This window comes from Lentimicrobium sp. L6, assembly GCF_013166655.1.
Taxonomy (GTDB): Bacteria; Bacteroidota; Bacteroidia; order Bacteroidales; family UBA12170; genus UBA12170.
On the sequence record NZ_JABKCA010000061.1, the window covers coordinates 17,212 to 33,688 of the forward strand.

At 34.1% G+C, this 16,477-nt stretch carries 14 protein-coding genes and 1 pseudogene; 3 read left to right on the forward strand and 12 right to left on the reverse strand.

Annotated features, from left to right (window positions below):
- The first annotated feature begins 51 nt into the window (after positions 1-51).
- Together smpB and HNS38_RS14850 are read left to right on the forward strand one after the other, a co-directional pair.
- The gene (smpB, locus tag HNS38_RS14845) at positions 52-501 is read left to right on the forward strand and encodes an SsrA-binding protein SmpB (protein WP_172278529.1); all 450 of its coding nucleotides are present in this window, start codon (positions 52-54) and stop codon (positions 499-501) included.
- Positions 502-523: 22 nt separating this feature from the next.
- Positions 524-1,057 carry a DUF255 domain-containing protein gene (locus HNS38_RS14850; protein WP_172278531.1) on the forward strand — a complete coding sequence of 178 codons (534 nt, stop codon included), beginning with the start codon at positions 524-526 and terminating at the stop codon, positions 1,055-1,057.
- Between the two features lie 206 nt (positions 1,058-1,263).
- On the opposite strand, the gene HNS38_RS14855 is transcribed toward HNS38_RS14850, so the two are convergent.
- The 3 genes from HNS38_RS14855 to HNS38_RS14865 form a co-directional block, all read right to left on the reverse strand.
- Complete coding sequence (locus tag HNS38_RS14855; RefSeq protein WP_172278533.1) at positions 1,264-4,338, reverse strand: glycosyl hydrolase; 3,075 nt, start codon at positions 4,336-4,338, stop codon at positions 1,264-1,266.
- 193 nt (positions 4,339-4,531) lie between these two features.
- Positions 4,532-5,248, reverse strand: coding sequence for a hypothetical protein (locus HNS38_RS14860; protein WP_172278535.1), 717 nt, complete (start codon positions 5,246-5,248; stop codon positions 4,532-4,534).
- Between the two features lie 485 nt (positions 5,249-5,733).
- Positions 5,734-6,492, reverse strand: a complete 759-nt coding sequence (locus HNS38_RS14865) for a DUF4197 domain-containing protein (protein WP_172278537.1) — start codon at positions 6,490-6,492, stop codon at positions 5,734-5,736.
- A 179-nt stretch (positions 6,493-6,671) separates the two neighbouring features.
- On the opposite strand from HNS38_RS14865, the gene HNS38_RS20245 reads away from it, so the two are divergent.
- Positions 6,672-7,016 carry a hypothetical protein gene (locus tag HNS38_RS20245; protein ID WP_172278539.1) on the forward strand — a complete coding sequence of 115 codons (345 nt, stop codon included), beginning with the start codon at positions 6,672-6,674 and terminating at the stop codon, positions 7,014-7,016.
- Between the two features lie 245 nt (positions 7,017-7,261).
- Here the strand turns inward: HNS38_RS20245 and HNS38_RS14870 are convergent, their stop codons facing one another.
- The 9 genes and pseudogenes from HNS38_RS14870 to HNS38_RS14910 form a co-directional block, all read right to left on the reverse strand.
- A complete protein-coding gene (locus tag HNS38_RS14870; RefSeq protein ID WP_172278541.1) occupies positions 7,262-7,960 on the reverse strand; it encodes a DUF4919 domain-containing protein in 699 nt (232 codons plus the stop codon).
- Positions 7,957-8,958: a DUF3089 domain-containing protein gene (locus tag HNS38_RS14875; protein WP_172278543.1), complete on the reverse strand. Its 1,002-nt coding sequence runs from the start codon at positions 8,956-8,958 to the stop codon at positions 7,957-7,959. The genes HNS38_RS14870 and HNS38_RS14875 overlap by 4 nt, the downstream gene beginning before the upstream one ends.
- Before the next feature lie 184 nt (positions 8,959-9,142).
- Positions 9,143-9,550, reverse strand: coding sequence for a hypothetical protein (locus tag HNS38_RS14880; protein WP_172278545.1), 408 nt, complete (start codon positions 9,548-9,550; stop codon positions 9,143-9,145).
- Between the two features lie 160 nt (positions 9,551-9,710).
- A complete protein-coding gene (locus HNS38_RS14885) occupies positions 9,711-10,784 on the reverse strand; it encodes a BamA/TamA family outer membrane protein (RefSeq protein WP_172278547.1) in 1,074 nt (357 codons plus the stop codon).
- A gap of 43 nt (positions 10,785-10,827) precedes the next feature.
- Positions 10,828-12,033: an aspartyl protease family protein gene (locus HNS38_RS14890; RefSeq protein WP_172278549.1), complete on the reverse strand. Its 1,206-nt coding sequence runs from the start codon at positions 12,031-12,033 to the stop codon at positions 10,828-10,830.
- Between the two features lie 6 nt (positions 12,034-12,039).
- On the reverse strand, positions 12,040-13,203 hold the full coding sequence (lysA, locus tag HNS38_RS14895; RefSeq protein WP_172278551.1) for a diaminopimelate decarboxylase: 1,164 nt from the start codon (positions 13,201-13,203) through the stop codon (positions 12,040-12,042).
- 1 nt (position 13,204) lies between these two features.
- Positions 13,205-14,515: an aspartate kinase gene (locus tag HNS38_RS14900; protein ID WP_172278553.1), complete on the reverse strand. Its 1,311-nt coding sequence runs from the start codon at positions 14,513-14,515 to the stop codon at positions 13,205-13,207.
- 262 nt (positions 14,516-14,777) lie between these two features.
- The gene (locus HNS38_RS14905; RefSeq protein ID WP_172278555.1) at positions 14,778-15,302 is read right to left on the reverse strand and encodes a hypothetical protein; all 525 of its coding nucleotides are present in this window, start codon (positions 15,300-15,302) and stop codon (positions 14,778-14,780) included.
- Between the two features lie 31 nt (positions 15,303-15,333).
- Positions 15,334-16,477, reverse strand: a pseudogene (locus HNS38_RS14910) (hypothetical protein); the annotation flags it as partial.

Sequence of the window (16,477 nt, forward strand, 5' to 3'; positions counted from 1 at the left end):
TAAGATAAGCTGGTATATTTTTCATAAATTTGCCATCAATTTTTCAATGAAATGGCACTACCTTCAGTATATATTAAGAATAAAAGAGCATCTTACGAATACTTTTTAGAAGAGAAATTTGTTGCTGGAATTCAATTAACAGGAACAGAAATTAAATCGATAAGATATGGGAAAGCAACGCTAACAGATGCATATTGTAGCTTTTTTGGTTTGGAACTTTTTGTAAGAGCCATGCACATTAGTGAGTATAAATTAGGCACGCATTATAATCACGAACCTAAGCGTGACCGTAAACTTTTGTTAACAAAGCGTGAATTAAAGAAGCTAAAGGTGAAAATTAATGAAAAAGGATATACTTTAGTGCCTGTATCTCTTTTTATAAATGATAAAGGCTTAGCCAAACTCCAATTTGCCTTGGCAAAAGGAAAACATACCTACGATAAAAGAGCTAGTCTAAAAGAAAAGGATATTAAAAGAGATATTGAAAGAGAAAAGTATTAGCCTAAATAAAAAAAACAAAAGAATGAGAAAACAACTATTTTTACTTGCCTTAATTATTGGAATGAGTACAAGTATATTACAAGCTCAAGACAAGGAAGAAATAACATGGTATACTTTTGAGGAAGCCATAGCTTTAAATACTGAAAATCCGAAACTGGTTTTCATTGATGTATATACAGATTGGTGTGGATGGTGTAAAAAAATGGATGCCTCAACTTTTGTAGATCCCATCATTGTGAAATATATGAATGAGCATTATTATTGTGTGAAATTAGATGCCGAACAAACTGAGGCTATACAATTTATGGGGAAAGAATTTGTAAATCCTAATCCTGAAGGAAGACGATCCACACATCAATTAGCAGCCTTATTATTGAATAATAAAATGAGCTATCCCAGTTATGCTTTCATGAATGGAGAGAATAAAATGTTGACGGTTGTTAATGGATATATGAACACAGAGAAGTTTAATCCCATCATCCATTGGTTTGGAGAAGGAGCCTATATAAATCAATCTTATCAAGATTATTCTGCTTCATTTTCTACTGAAAAATAGAACTATAAAAACAGCGAGCTTAGAAGGATTACTGTACCTAAGAATAATAGTAGATTAATTATTGTTTTATTTTCTATATAATAAGTCATGGCACGAATAAACCTATATTCGTGCCATGATTTTAATTGTTTGTTATATAGTATCTTACCTTAAGTTTTTGACTTAGGGGATTCTCATTCTGACAAACCTTTCTCTTTCAGAAGAGATTATTTTTTATTGTCAAAATCTGTTCGACTACTGAGTGTTATAATTGAAAGATTCTTCTTTTTCAATTTCTTGTTGAGCTTGTTTAGCTCATTATTCTCGTAATCCTCAAGTTCTTCTTGCATAATTTGAATATCCATTTTCAAATCAGCTAGACGAGAAATCTGAGTAGCGGAGGGTTTTCCTTGAAAAGACATTACTCCACTATAAATATCGGCAATTCGATCTCTTAATCTGACCTCCCCAGTAATTCTTCCATATTTTGTTGCGGAAATACTTTGATGCCAACTGTCCATTTCTTTTTCGAGTTCGGTTAATTCCTCTTTCAGTTTGCCTTGACTTTCACTTTGGTTTATTGCAGCTTGGTCTCTAATCTCTAAAATATGATGGTCCATAAAGGCTAAGTCTTCTAATAGGTCATAAGCTTCTATTAGTGTTTTATACCTTAAGTCTCTGTCTGCTGGGCTGTGATTAGAATTGGGATCGTATTTAATCTCAAATTGATGTTCGTAGATTTTATCTTTTTTATAAAGCTTTACATGGTATGTGCCCGGAGGATAGCTAGGTCCTACGAATGCTGCATTAAGCATCTGTGATGACTTGGGTACCTTGGGGGCTTTCATGCGCATATTCCACGGGACTCTATTGATTCCTTTTCCTTTACCTGCAGCCAATTCGCTTAGTAGTTCTCCATTCTCATCGAATATTTCCATATACATATCGCCAAACATATGCCGTTTCTTGAGGTAATAGGTTATCATAGGACTGCTCGAAGGATTAGAAGCCGAATAATCATTGTCTCCTTGTTGATCTATAGACCAACCCAGATAAGATATTAATGTAGGACGTGAATCTAGAAAAACAAGATCTTCGTTTAGTTTTTCTTTTTTCATACTTTGAAGAGGAGTGAGGTCGTCAATAATAAATATACCTCTACCATGAGTAGCGATAACTAAATCATTTTCTCTTTTTTGAAAAACCATGTCACGGACGGAAGCTTTAGGAATTCCACCATTAAACGGAACCCATTGCTTTCCTGCATCAATACTGATATACATTCCAAATTCAGTTCCAAGAAATAGTAAGTTTGGATTGCTAAAATCTTCCTTTATAATATGACAATAAATAGGGAGGTCATTAGTGATTAGACTAGTCCATGATTTCCCATAATCCGTGGTTTTAAACACATAAGCTTTTGAGTCACCACTTTTATGACCATCAAAAGTAGCATAGGCAGTACCAGGAAAATGAGAGGAGGCTTCCACATGAGAAACCCAAGTATGTTTTGGAAGTTCAGCAATATTATTACTTAAGTTTTCCCAGGTTTTTCCAGCATCACGAGTCAATTGGAGTTGGCCATCATCGCTGCCTACCCAAATTTCGTTTTTATCTAAAGGAGATTCTGTAATACAGAAAAGGGTACAATGGTTTTCTGCAGATGAATTGTCCACAGTGAGTCCTCCGGTTTCTTCTTGTTGTAATTTCTTCGGGTCATTAGTGCTCAAATCAGGACTAATGCTCGTCCAGCTCTCTCCTTGATCTGTGCTCAAATGCAAATACTGTGAACCCACATACATTCTTTTTCCATCTGGACTAAAACTCATCGGAGCATTCCAATTGAACCTTAATTCTTCTTGGCCCTCCTCAGCTTGCGGCTTAATGGTTTTCTGTTCTCCAGAATTCAAATATTTCTTAGAATAATTTCCACCTTGATATTGCCAATATACCAAATTAGGATCCACTTGATCTCTAAATACATTAAAGCCATCTCCATAGCCTAAAAATTGCCAATCTTTATTAGAAATCCCACCAGGACTTTTAGAGGGCGCATACCAAGAGCCATTGTCTTGTAAACCTCCATATACATGATAGGGGATGTCATTATCAACCGATACATGATAGAATTGTGATAAGGGTAAGTTACGAACCATCCGCCAAGTATTTCCTTTATCTACAGAGATATACATTCCTCCATCGCTACCTAAATATAGTATTCTATTGTCTTGCGGGCTGATCCATAAGGCATGTATATCACTATGTACATTTCCTCCACCAACAAATGGACTTTCAAAATTCTCACCTGCATTATCACTAACCACCATACTAAAACCGGGTTTATAAATTCTAGCGCTGTCTACAGGATCTGCCTTCATATATTGAAAGTAGAAAGGTCGTTCTCCCATTTGTGAATTAGAATTGACCATTTTCCAAGATTTACCAGAATCATCAGAACGATATAAAGCCGATTTCTTGGATTCTACTAGACCGTATATTCTCTGAGGATAAGCAGGGGAGACTTCAAGTGCAATTCTTCCTAGTTTACCTTCAGGAAGTCCTTTCGAGATTTTTTTCCATGATTCACCACCGTCGAAACTTTCAAATACTCCACTACTTTCTCCTCCTGAATGGAAGAAATAGGCTGTTCGTCTGAAATTCCACATACCTGCTATGAGGTGCTTGGAATCCAAAGGATCAATAATTAAACTACTACAACCAGTATTCTCGTCAACGAAAAGAACCTGATTCCAAGTTTTACCACCATCATTGGTTTTATAGACTCCTCTAGCGCTATCGGCTCTCCAAAGAGGACCCAAAGCTGCAGCATAAACAATATTACCATCTTCAGGATCAATCTGGATTTGACCTATTCGCTCTGTATCTTTTAATCCTAGGTTTTTCCATTTTTCACCACCATCGGTTGATTTATAAATTCCATCTCCAACAGAAGTACTATTTCTTACCCATACTTCGCCAGTTCCTACCCAAATGGTTTCTGGATTTTTTTGGTCTATAGTAATACAACCAATACTTTGGATGTGTTTGTCGAAAATAGATTTAAATGAAGTTCCTCCATTAGTACTTTTCCACACTCCTCCAGAGGCTGCTCCAACATATATTATATTGTGATTGGACTCTAAAGCATCGATAGCCGAAATCCTCCCACTCATGACAGCTGGACCGATTTCGCGTGCTTTATATTCTCCAAATGTATATTTACTTAATTTGATTTCTTTTTTTTGAGAGAAAGCAGAAAAACTCATGGATATGGCAAGAAAGAGGTAGAAAAATCTTTTCATGATAAGCTTTTTAGTGATCTAATGGTTGAATGATTGAATGGTTGAATGATTGAATGATTGAATGATTGAATGGTTTTTGAGTGATTAGTGAAAAATTCATAGTTAATTTTCAAGACTAAGGATTTATCTAACACTCAAAAACCACCTTATTAAAAATAGTCCTTTGAATTGTAAATTGCTCTATGCATGATATTTATTTGCCCGATTCAGGCTTGGTAAACATCTTATCGTCTATTTTTTTATCAAACTCCATACTTTCAATAGTAACAGAATTAGCCACTTGTCCATTCATCCTATTTTCGATATAAAAAGGCATCACCATACCATCTACTTCGTCGTAATTGCTAAAGAAAGACTCACTTAATACCTCAGCACCTTGCATTTGTATCTTTGCTGTCATTTTTATCATCAAGAATGAATCTGCGTCTAAATAAAATATTTTTTCGTTTCCTTCTTTATTGATGAGCTTTAAAAGTATGACTTCTGTTCCTTCAAAATCTTCTGTTCCTTCTAAGCTTAATTGAGAGCCTTTTTCTTTCCAATTCCATAATTCTCCATCCATGTCGGCTTGTTCTGCCATTTGCTGAGCTTCAGTTTCGCCTACTTCTTGCGCTTCAACTGAACCTGTCCATGGAGCCACGATATAACCTTTTTCACCATCATAAACTTGAATCATTTTTTGTCCTTGTATATCTACTTCCATGCGACTTTTCCCAGGTCTAACTTGCCATAATTCAAAATTAAAACTTTGACCCATTCTACCAGATTTTCCAATCATATGAATGGTTTTAATATTAGAAACAGCTTCTTGATTAATCGCTTCAAAGTGAGAATCTAGGACTTCTTGTAAATCTTGAGCGCTAGTTTGGCCTATAAAAGCAGCCATAATAGTAAGTAAAATAATTTTCATTGATTTCATTTTGTGAGGGTATTAGTTTATAATTATTGGTCTAAATTACTGATATTCTAAAATCTGTAATCATTTTATTCTTTAACAAAAATATAATATCGATTTTATGAATCAAATATTTCTTTTAATAATCTTAAAAAAAGAGTGTTTAAAACTCTGATATTGATTGAGAAAATCTAGCATCTATATGATGCTATTTTAATAAATGGTTACAATGATTCAATGATAAAAAACCTAATTGCTATATTAAGTGATTCTTGTGTCCTGTATTGTTTTGGATATTTGCTTATTATGGGGGGTGAGCTCCTTTTGGGATAGAGCTATATGTTCTAATACCTAAATAAGCATACTATTTAGGGAATAGCTCAATAGAAGAGCTATGATATTAGCAATATAATGCTTTTAGAATGATGGAAAACCTAATGATTAAGGCGAGAGGATGAATGAACTATAATCTTGTAAAAATACATCTAACTACAATAATATTAACCAAATACTCTTTTGAGGATGGCATCGATTCTAGCTGCGGGGTCTTTTCTTATTTTAGCCTCCTCTTTTTTTACTTCATCAAATAAAGCAGAAAGAGCTTTTTGAGTCACATAGTCTTCCAAGTCTGTATTTACAGCATTCCAAGCAGGTACAAACTGGGCCACTTGGTTATAAGCACCTGTTAATTCATTCCAACTCTTTTGAGTGCTAACTCCTTGATAAATAGGTTGGTTTAGGGTGTTGCCTACTTCTGGTTTAAACTGAGTGTATAATTGCTGATAGGTTTTTTTACGAAGATAGTTGGTGGCAGCAGTATCTCCACCATTTAATATACCAAAAGCATCTTGAATACTCATATTAGTAATGGCATTTACAAAAATAGGCTTGGCTTTTATCACTGCTTTTTCAGCTGCTTTATTCATGCTCTTTTCGGCATCTGTAATCAACTTGTCAATTCCAACAGCTTTTAGCATGGGATTGTCTTTATGTTGTGTGATGGCTTGTGCTTCTTTAGGAAGTAGGATTTTATAAGCAGCATTACCATAAAAGGCATTTGTAATACCAAGGTCTTTTACAGCAGACTCTGCTCCAATACTTAAGGCTCTTTTAAGACCTTTTACCACTTCACTTTCTGTTAATGCACTTGTGCCTGAATTGCTATTTTCATAGTCGGTCATTACTTGTTGCGCCACATCGCAAGAATTTAAAAAGAATATGAAGCTGATGCTTATAATGAGGTATTTTATTGTTTTCATTTATTTTGTTTTTGATTCGTGCAAAATTAGGCTTTTAATTTCAGAATTGAAATACCACTTTCTGTTTTGAGCTATTAATAGGATTTTTTAAGAGTTTTATTTAGAATGATGTTAAATTAAGAAGATTAACAAAATTCTATATTGATTATCAATTATATTTCAGACTTTTGTATTTATATATGAAACAATCGAATAGACATATCGGAATTTACCTCATCATCGCATTTTCTATTGCGTGGGTAAGTTTTGCATCCATCTTGAGTTTTCATATGCACAAAATCTATGGAGAAGATTTAATCGGTCAGCTTCATTACCTTAAAAGTGATCAAAAGCTTTCTCTAAAAAAAGATAATTCGACCACTTTTAAGATAGATTTTAATAATGGAAATTTGATTATTCAACAGAGTGAGTTAAGTTTCAATCATTATTTTCAAGTTGTTTCTTTGAGCCCTCAGCTCATTCAAAATGTTTTACAGGATTGTTATTTAACTCCGGTTCTTAGAGGACCTCCCTCGATTTCTTAGACTAATTCTTGTTTTTATTTTAAAAATAGATCGTTGATCTAAATAATTGGTATTGAACCAGTTTTTAAGGTATTGTTTTTATAAACACATTATTATAATAATTAGTTTTTCTAAGTTTTATTTTCTCCAAATTTAATTCAAATAGACAACAATTATTACCAATATAAAAGCAAGTTTTTTTAAGTTTAAATTCTCCAGGCGAAGTCAATGACTTCGCCTAACTTGTTTTAGATAAAACCTGAATTCTATTTATAAAGCTTAAGTAAATAATTTAAACTGGCTGAAGCATCAAAATAGAAGCCTTCTACTTGGAATTCATTGGGCAAAATCAACAAGTAATCATATTTCTCTTCCACTAAGCTTTGTTCTCCACTAAACTTAAATCCTAGGAAGTCAATCAAATCGTACTCGTGAGCGATATAAAGAATTTGGAAGGCACTTTCTTTGGCCAATCCATCGCCACTACTTAAAATGGCATCGTAAATCATCATGATTTGGTTTTGCACCTTGAGCTCATTTTCTTTATCAAAAAGGCTATAGTATGCAAACGCTTTAGCTTGCAAACTCTTGATCTCAAAAGGAAGAGTAATCAATATGGAATCTGAATATTGTATGATTTTTAAAAAATCATCTTTGACAAGTTCACTTTTACTATAATACTGTGAAATGCTATCCATATAGATGGGATGGGAATAGGGATTGTAGGATTCTTGAAAGATAAATCCATAATAAAGATGCCGTTTTTCTTGTAGGCTCAAATTGCTATCCCCCTCTAAAAATGCTGACCAAAGTTTAGGATAATAAAATGAGGAGTCTGCAAATTTTATTTGTGCTTCAATTTCTTGATAATGGACTCCTCTAAATAAATTATTTTGGGCATTAATAGTAGGTTTGAGAAGAAATAAGTTGACGAGTACGAAATAGGTTATTAGCTTGAATATCATTGTTTTCTTCTTTGTTTTTTTAGAAAGTATGCCTTAATTCTCTTTTGAGCATTCTTTTCTAAATTCCTATAAAAGAACTGATAATCGTTGGCATGATAAACGCCTTTAGGAAAAAAAGATTTTCCTTCCGTATAAAAATCATCAGGGTTAGGAGTGGATACAACTAGTGCTCCTGTTGATAGGTCAATTTGAGCATTGGTATACTCAACTTGATCAGGTAGTGCTTTATGGTTTGTATCGAAGAATACTGCTCCTAGGTTTTTACTTGACGGCGCTAGGGAATTATCAGTTGTCCACGTTAAAGGGTTCACACAAGCTGCTGTTGCCAATAAGACAGGAGAACCTGTAGTATTTGGAGCTTGCGTATTATAAGTGATGATTACCCCATTATCTGTTTCCCCTTGAGCGATTTTGAGTTGAGGATAATTTGCTAAATCTTCTGCTGTAATTGAATATCCAATTAAATATGCCGCAATGAGTTGTTCTTGTAATTCCTGATCATTGAATAATTCTTTCATTAAATCGATGCCTAAAATGCTTCCTTGGCTATGACCAGCCAGAATAAAAGGTCTGCCGTGATTGAGGTTTTTTAGATAATACAATAGGGCTTTCTTTATTTCAGAATAGGCGATGCTATAATATTTATCATGTTCTTCTTTAGGCAAAGTAAGGCAAGCAATGCTCATCTGAGGATAATAAGGAGCAAACATATTGGCTGAGTTAAAAAATACGCTAGCTTGCTCTAGATATACTCCTTTAGCTTTTTCTCTCAGTTCGACATCGTTAAGTTTCATGTTATCTGGTGTAGATGAGAAATATACGGTGGGATAGATATAAAAAACATCTGCTTGATATTGTAGTTTTTGTTCTGCTTTTACAATCCAGTTTTTGTCTTGCTCATAAACGCAAGTTTCTTGGGCATTTGAATTGTAGAGGATGGATAATAATATGCTTAGGGCGAGAATAGATTTGGATGATTTTGTAGAAAAGGATTTCATTTTATATGCTGTTAATTGATTATAGTCAAATTATTCTTTTGAGAACTAAATGGAAATTAATTGATTTCCCTAAAGCGCTAATACGATAAAGGTAAGAAATCTGTTAAAACAGAGGACCCTTTTGGTTTAAAAAATATAAAATTATGGTTTAAGAGAGCAATAATGAAAATTTGTTAAGTTAGACTCAATTTTTTAAGTTTTGAAGCATGGTATCTAGTTCGATGCTGTTTAGTTGAAGGTTTAAATGAGCGATGATAGCTTCATTAGTGGAGCAGTATTTGTAATTGGGGTTATTAAGTCTATCTATATAAAGGTGAATAACAACTATAGTTTGAGGATATTCAACTAAATAGCCTAGCTTATAATCATGCAGCTTTTCATTATTTCGGGCTTTCATTAACTCGTCTACCAGGCTGCTTCCTCTAGGATGTGAAAGGTTTCTGATGTCGATTAGAATTTTTGAACATCCAGACCATTTAGGATGGTTTTGAATTATTTCTTGGCTATCCAAGTATTCCTGTATTGTAAATTCATCTTTATACTGTATAATTAGAAGTTGTGGGTCTTCAAAGTATTGATAATTATATTCCATGATGTGGGAGTTTTTATTGAGCGTTAAACAATTTCACAATTGTTTGTCTTGAGAATAAAACACAAAACAGGTAAAATATTTGATGGTTACTACAAAAGTAATCAAACTTATTAAAAGACTAGTTTGTAATTAGTTAATAGATTGTTATTAACAAGGCTGATTAAAATGTTTCTCCAATTTTAAAATAGACTCCCCAATCACCATCGCCAATAGCGATGTCCATACCCACATTCATCTTGTTTTTTGGGAAAACCATATAGCGGAAACCCAAACCTGCACCAGGTAGTATTTTACCCTCGTCTGACTCATTGACAGCATTAAAAACCGTAGCTAAACCTGCAAAACCAACAAAGCCTAATTTCTTCCAGGGGTTTAATCTGTATTCTCCCTGTAAGGCTAACATTTGATTTCCTCTATATTTTCCTTGGGTGTATCCTCTAATATCATTTCTGCCCACCACAAATTGTTGGTTGAAGTTTAAATCGCCTATTCCAAAACCACCATAGAGGCGTAATCCAATCACATCTTTTTCATTTTTCATGGAAATAAAATGGTTATAATCAAATTCTATCTTATCAGAAACGAATTTGTTATCTAATAAAGAAGGAAAGGTGGAGTATTTGATATTTACAATCAGACCCTTAAGTGGATAATATACATTGTCTCTTCTGTCATAGGAAATAATTCCTCCTAAGCCATTAAAAAAGGTGGTTTCTTTGATGCCTTCACCAATATCAAAATTAGTTTCCATTTTCATATAGGTATAATTAAAACCCAAATAAAGGCCATGAACTATTTTTCTTTGCAATTCTACCTTGAAAATATCTGCAACAGTATTGTAATCAATATATCCAGGGGATAAGGGATTATCCCAGAAGAATTGAAAATTGATATTACCTCTACCACCAAAAAGAGAAGCTCTCCATCTATCTTGATTAAAATAGAACTTATTGAAGACCATGGCAAACCAAGTCTTTTCAGTGGAATAAATTCCAATAGCACCACTTATGGAAGAAGGAGAAATAGTATCTTTCTTATTAAGCTTATACATCATCATGGGTAGGGCTCCAAAAGAGAAGCCCATGCTACGATCGTAGTTGAGATAGGGGATGGGAACAAAATTAATATTCTTTTCTGTGGAGTCTGCAACTATGATATCAGTCTGAGCCTTTGAAATTGGAATCTCAATAAGGATTAAAAGAAGAACGAGTAAACAGAGTAATTTTGAATTCATTTTTGCGTTTTGGGTTCATGAAATAAAATTAAGAAAAAAAATTCTATTTCAAAGAATAATTATCCTTTAGCAAGGTTTTTTGATGAGTATTGCCTTCAAAATCAATAAATTCAAGTTCTATAGTATCCTCTTTTTTGGTGTAGTGTATGTATTGACAGAAATCAGATTCTTCATTAAAACTGATTTCTCCAATTTTCAAAATCTTCATTTTAGGTTCTATTCCCGCCGCTTCAGCAGGACTTCCTTGTATAATGGTTTGGACATAAGCGCCTAGCTTCTCTGAATATCCAATGCCAAGTCCAAATGTGTACTGATCAATCTTTTGTTCTTCTTGGGCTCGAAAATAAAGTAGCTGATCTTCCCAATCAATGGTAACTATCCAATTGGAGAATATCTTACTTCCTAAAAGTCCATTTCCACCCGATTCCAATAAAACATTTCTAAATTTCAAATTTTCATGATATAGGCTGTCCACAATGGTGATTTCATCTTTCTTTACTAAAGTCTTACCCACAATACCCGATTGTGAAAATCCAGTTTCAAAAGTGGTTTTCTCTATGAGTTCGTATTCTTTTAGTTTTTCAAAAGCACTATTAGGTATTGATAAAGAACCATTTGAACCATAATCAACTTTGATGTGATTGATACTCTTGTCACCGATTTTTAAATCGATAAATTGACTGTATTGCTTATCTGTTTCAAATGGAATGGTAAAAGTTTCTTTATCAGCCTCCTCTATTTTTTCATTACTTAAGGTGATTTCTTCTTTTTTATAATCGATGGTCCAATTGCAAAAATGCATCACATTACTTCCTAAGATTCCATCAAGTTTCATACATCTTAATACTGGATTGGCATTAAAATCACCTACAAAGCTGGTTTGATTATAAAACTCAATTCCGTTTATGGAAAGGGTATCCACATTCACATATTTTACTTTGGTTCTATTATTATCAGAATCTTTGAGGTGACCCGTACTCACTTGTTTGAAATCCAATTCTTCTTGCATTTCTTCGGAGATGCTATTAATGGCTCCAGTATCAAATAAAAAGCGATAGGTTTTTCCATTTATTTCTACGGGAATGATGATAACGCCCTTTATCAATTCCATATTAATGGTCTCTGTAAAGTCTTGCTTTGTGATACTTCCTGATTGAAAAGTCTCCGACCAAGAAGGTGCACAGGAGTTAAGAACGGATAAACCTAAGACAATAGAAATTAAAAATGATAAAGATTGTAATGATTTCATATGGAGTTATTTATTAAGATTACTTGAATAAATACTTTTAGCTTTGTCCCTAAGGTTATAAAAAGAAGATAGTACTTCTCCATAAGCTCCAGTACTTCGAATAGCCATCAGATCACCTCGTTTAGTTTTTGGCAAAACAATGGCTTTACCGAAGCAATCAGATGATTCACAAATGGGACCGACTACATCATACTTTTCTGTTTCGGTTTCAAAAGTTGTGATATTTTCCACTTTATGATAAGCCTGATAAAGTGCAGGTCGAATGAGTTCTGTCATACCTGCATCAATAATTGCGAAGTTGGTTTTTATGCCTTTCTTAATGTAGAGTACTTTAGAAATGAGTGTTCCACACTGTGCAGTGATTGCTCTACCTAATTCAAAGTGTAATTCTTGCTTTGGGCGAAGTTCTAGCAGTTCGTGAAAGAGTTGGAAAAAGCTCTGGAAATCAGGAATGGCATTTTCATCAGGATTCTCATAATCAATTCCCAATCCTCCTCCTACATTGATGTGGTCCACTATAATGTGATTAGAGTAAAACCATTGCTGAATCTCATTAACCCGTAAACACAAGCTTCTAAAGGCACTTAGATCTCTGATTTGAGATCCTATGTGAAAATGCAAGCCAATTAGCTTTAAATGCTTCAAGTCTTTTAATCTTAAAATAACATCCTCTAATTCCCAACGATTGATTCCGAATTTATTTTCCTCTAAACCAGTGGTGATATAATGATGGGTCTTGGCATTTACATTTGGGTTGATTCTTAGGGCTATAGATGCAATTTTGTTTTTCTTCTCAGCCAATTCATTAATCACTTCCATTTCGGGTAAAGATTCACAATTGAAGCAAAATATATCATGATCGAGAGCAGTATTGATCTCTGCATCCGATTTTCCAACTCCAGCAAAAGCAATTTTAGAGGAGGGGAAGTTTGTAGCAATAGCCTTTGAAACCTCATTTCCACTCACACAATCAGCTCCAAAACCATAACTTTGTATGAGTTCTAAGATTTCATTATTGGTATTTGCTTTAAAAGCATAATGCACATGATAATTATGTTTTTGAGAAGCTTCTTTTAGGGATTCCAAGGTTTGTTTGAGCAATTCCATGTCATAATAGTAAAATGGAGTAGCTTGGTCTTTAAATAATTGTAGTTCTTGTATAGTAAACATCTTAGAATAATTTTTGGTGGAGTGAGACCAATGAATCTGTTTTATGAGTAGTTTGTACCAATAGCGATACATTATGACGACTTCCACCATAGGAAATCATACGGATAGGGATATGTCTTAGGGCATCGAAGATTCTGACGGCATATCCTTTGCTTTCAGCTATAAAATCGCCTACTACACAAATAATACTTAGGTCGGTTTCTACTTCTACCATTCCATATTTCTCTAACTCTTTTACTATTTCTTTTATTTTTGAGATATCATCAATGGTTACGGAAACAGCTACTTCCGAAGTGGTAATCATATCGATAGGTGTCTTGTAAGTCTCAAAAATCTCAAATACTTTTCTTAGGAAACCATAAGCCAAAAGCATTCTGCCACTTTTGATCTTAATGGCTGTAATACCATCTTTAGCAGCTATTGATTTAATGCCCTCCCCAGTGATATTGCTGGAGATTAGAGTGCCATGAGCTTTGGGTTCCATGGTGTTTTTTAGTCGGACGGGAATATTCGCTTTCTTAGCTGGAAGTACAGACGATGGGTGTAATATTTTAGCTCCAAAATAAGCCAATTCCGCTGCTTCATCAAAGGATAAGTGGGTGAGGGCTTGTGTGTTTTCAACATATCTAGGATCGTTATTGTGCATGCCATCAATATCGGTCCAAATTTGAATCTCATCGGCACCTATAGCAGCTCCAATTAAGGATGCTGAATAATCGCTTCCTCCTCTTTTTAGATTATCAATTTCTCCATAGGTATTTCTACAGATATATCCTTGGGTGATGATAATATCATGATGACCATAGCTGTTTAACATCTGTTGAAGGTTTTCTTTTATATAATTCAAATCTGGTTCACCTTCTTTATTAATGCGCATGAAATCTAAAGCAGACAACAAGTGACTACCTATATTTTGTTCTTTTAAGTAGAAGTATAAAAGAGAAGTAGATAATAATTCCCCTTGGGCTAAAACGGATTTTTCTTCAAAGAGGGTAAACATATCTTCAGTAAACGAACGAAGGTGCTTAAAATGAGATTTTAATAGTTCTTGACCAATTTCATGGTATTCTTTACTAGAAAAGAGTTCTATTACATGTTTCTTGTATTGATCTTCAAGAGCAGAAATCTGTTTATTTGCCTGTTTATGGTCCTTTTTATACAAGGATTTAATAATTTCGACTAAGCTATTAGTTGTGCCCGACATGGCAGACAAAACAATGATTTTCTTTCCAGGAATCTGAATTAAAGAAGCAAGCTCTTTTATTCGTTCTGGTGAACCTACAGAGGTTCCTCCAAATTTTAATACAATCATGTTTATGTTGTTTTTTGTTGTTTTAGTTCTGACAGAAATCTGATTTAGCATGAAGCAAGAAGATAAATTCTCCTAAATTTAAGTTTCAGGCTTCTCAAAATAGATTTTTGAATTAATGAACTTCATTATACATCAGGCCATTGTCATACATGTTCACTAATAATGGATAGATGAATTTGCAAAGATAATTTTTTAAGAATTTTGAGAAAGAAACCGAGGTTAATATTATGTTATAATTGTCATTGTGAAACAAAAACAAGGTCTATCTCCTCGGTTTTCGTTTTTTGTTATACTTTGTGTTAACGCATGGCATATATTTAGTCATGGGAAGTTTCAGTAGTTCTGAAAGTTTTTTGATTTCTCTACTGGCTTGTTCGCGTTCTGTAATTCTTTTAATGGTAAGCCTTTCTCTATGGTTGCCATTTAATAAACAGATATCGTAATAGGTGGTGGAGCCCGTAATAGATCTTCTATTGGACCTACTTAAAGTGGCGCTTTCCTCATGGTTTTGCATTAATGTAATATAGGAGTAGGGTTCTAGCGATTTCCATTTTCCTTGACGGATACCAAAGAAACAATTATAATCCCGGTAAGTGTTTTCTTCAAGGTTGATTTGGACCCCACTTCTTGTAAAGGCAATAAATATTCCAGCCAAAATAAACAAAGCACCTATGTATATATTACTATATGCTCCAACAATACCAACAAATAGAAACACATAACCTGAGAAGCTAAGACTAGGAGGGAATGATTTCCCAAAGGAGTGTGTGAGAATCTGCGACATCATTGGTGTTGTTTTTACACCTCAAAGATAAGCATTATTCTCCTCGTAAGAATTTAAAATATTCTTTTAAAACGATGTCGTTCAGTTCTCTTGGAGTGAAGATTTCGAGCAATTGTGAATTGGGTGAGTTAACGAGCTCTACCAAAGAAGGAGATAAATCGTCTTTTTCAGTGCAAAGTCGATATTCCAATCCTGATTCCATTGCTAGTGTTCGGGCTACTCGACCATGAGGAGTCTCAAATAAATCAATTTGGCCACTTTTCAAGGGTCCATCTATAAAACGGAAGATACCACCGCCTCCATTATTGATGAGGATGATTTTGAAATTGGAATTAAGGTAATTATTCCAGAGGGCGTTATTGTCGTAGAAGAAGCTAAGGTCACCAGTGATGAGTATCGTTTGCCCTTTGTATTTTTGACTCTGTCCTAAAGCGGTAGAAACGCTACCATCTATTCCACTTACGCCTCGATTACAGTCTATTACCATCTCTTTAGTGAATTTGAAGAATTGAGAATAACGAATAGGAGTGCTGTTGGCAAAGTGTAAATGAGCTTTCTTTGGTAATGACTTTTGTAACTCAGCATAAACTAATAAATCGGAGAATGGTATATTGCTCAAGTAATACCTATGTAATTTTTGGGCTTGTTTTACTATTTTGCTCCAAGAGGTCTGATATTTTGAAGCCTTTTCATCCTCATTTAAGAAAAGGCTTAAAACGGTGGCCTCCTCAGATTGAATATGTTCCTTTAAATGAAAAAAGGTATTTGGAGCTTTTGTATCTAAGCTGATATGCCAATGTTCGTATTCCGTTTCTTTGCGGAGCCAAGCTTTTATCTTTTTACTCACGATATGTCCACCTATACTAATCGCTAAATCTGGAAAAAAGCGTGATTCGTTTTTATTGTTTATTTGAGTGAGTACCTGATCTATATGACTAACAAAATCGGAGGAATGCATGTTTGAAGTGCTCTCTGTCATGATAACAGCACCTTGTGAAGCTAGTTTCTTTAGTAGTTGCTTGAGCTCTGGATCAGGGAGGTGTTGTCCGATAATGATTAATTTCTTTTCAGCTTGATTCCATTTGTTGAGAAGATTTAGTTTTTTATCATTTGATAATGCTGTATCTATCTTTGATTTCTTAAATGGGATAAGAGCATGCTTCTCTTTTTCTTTTAAA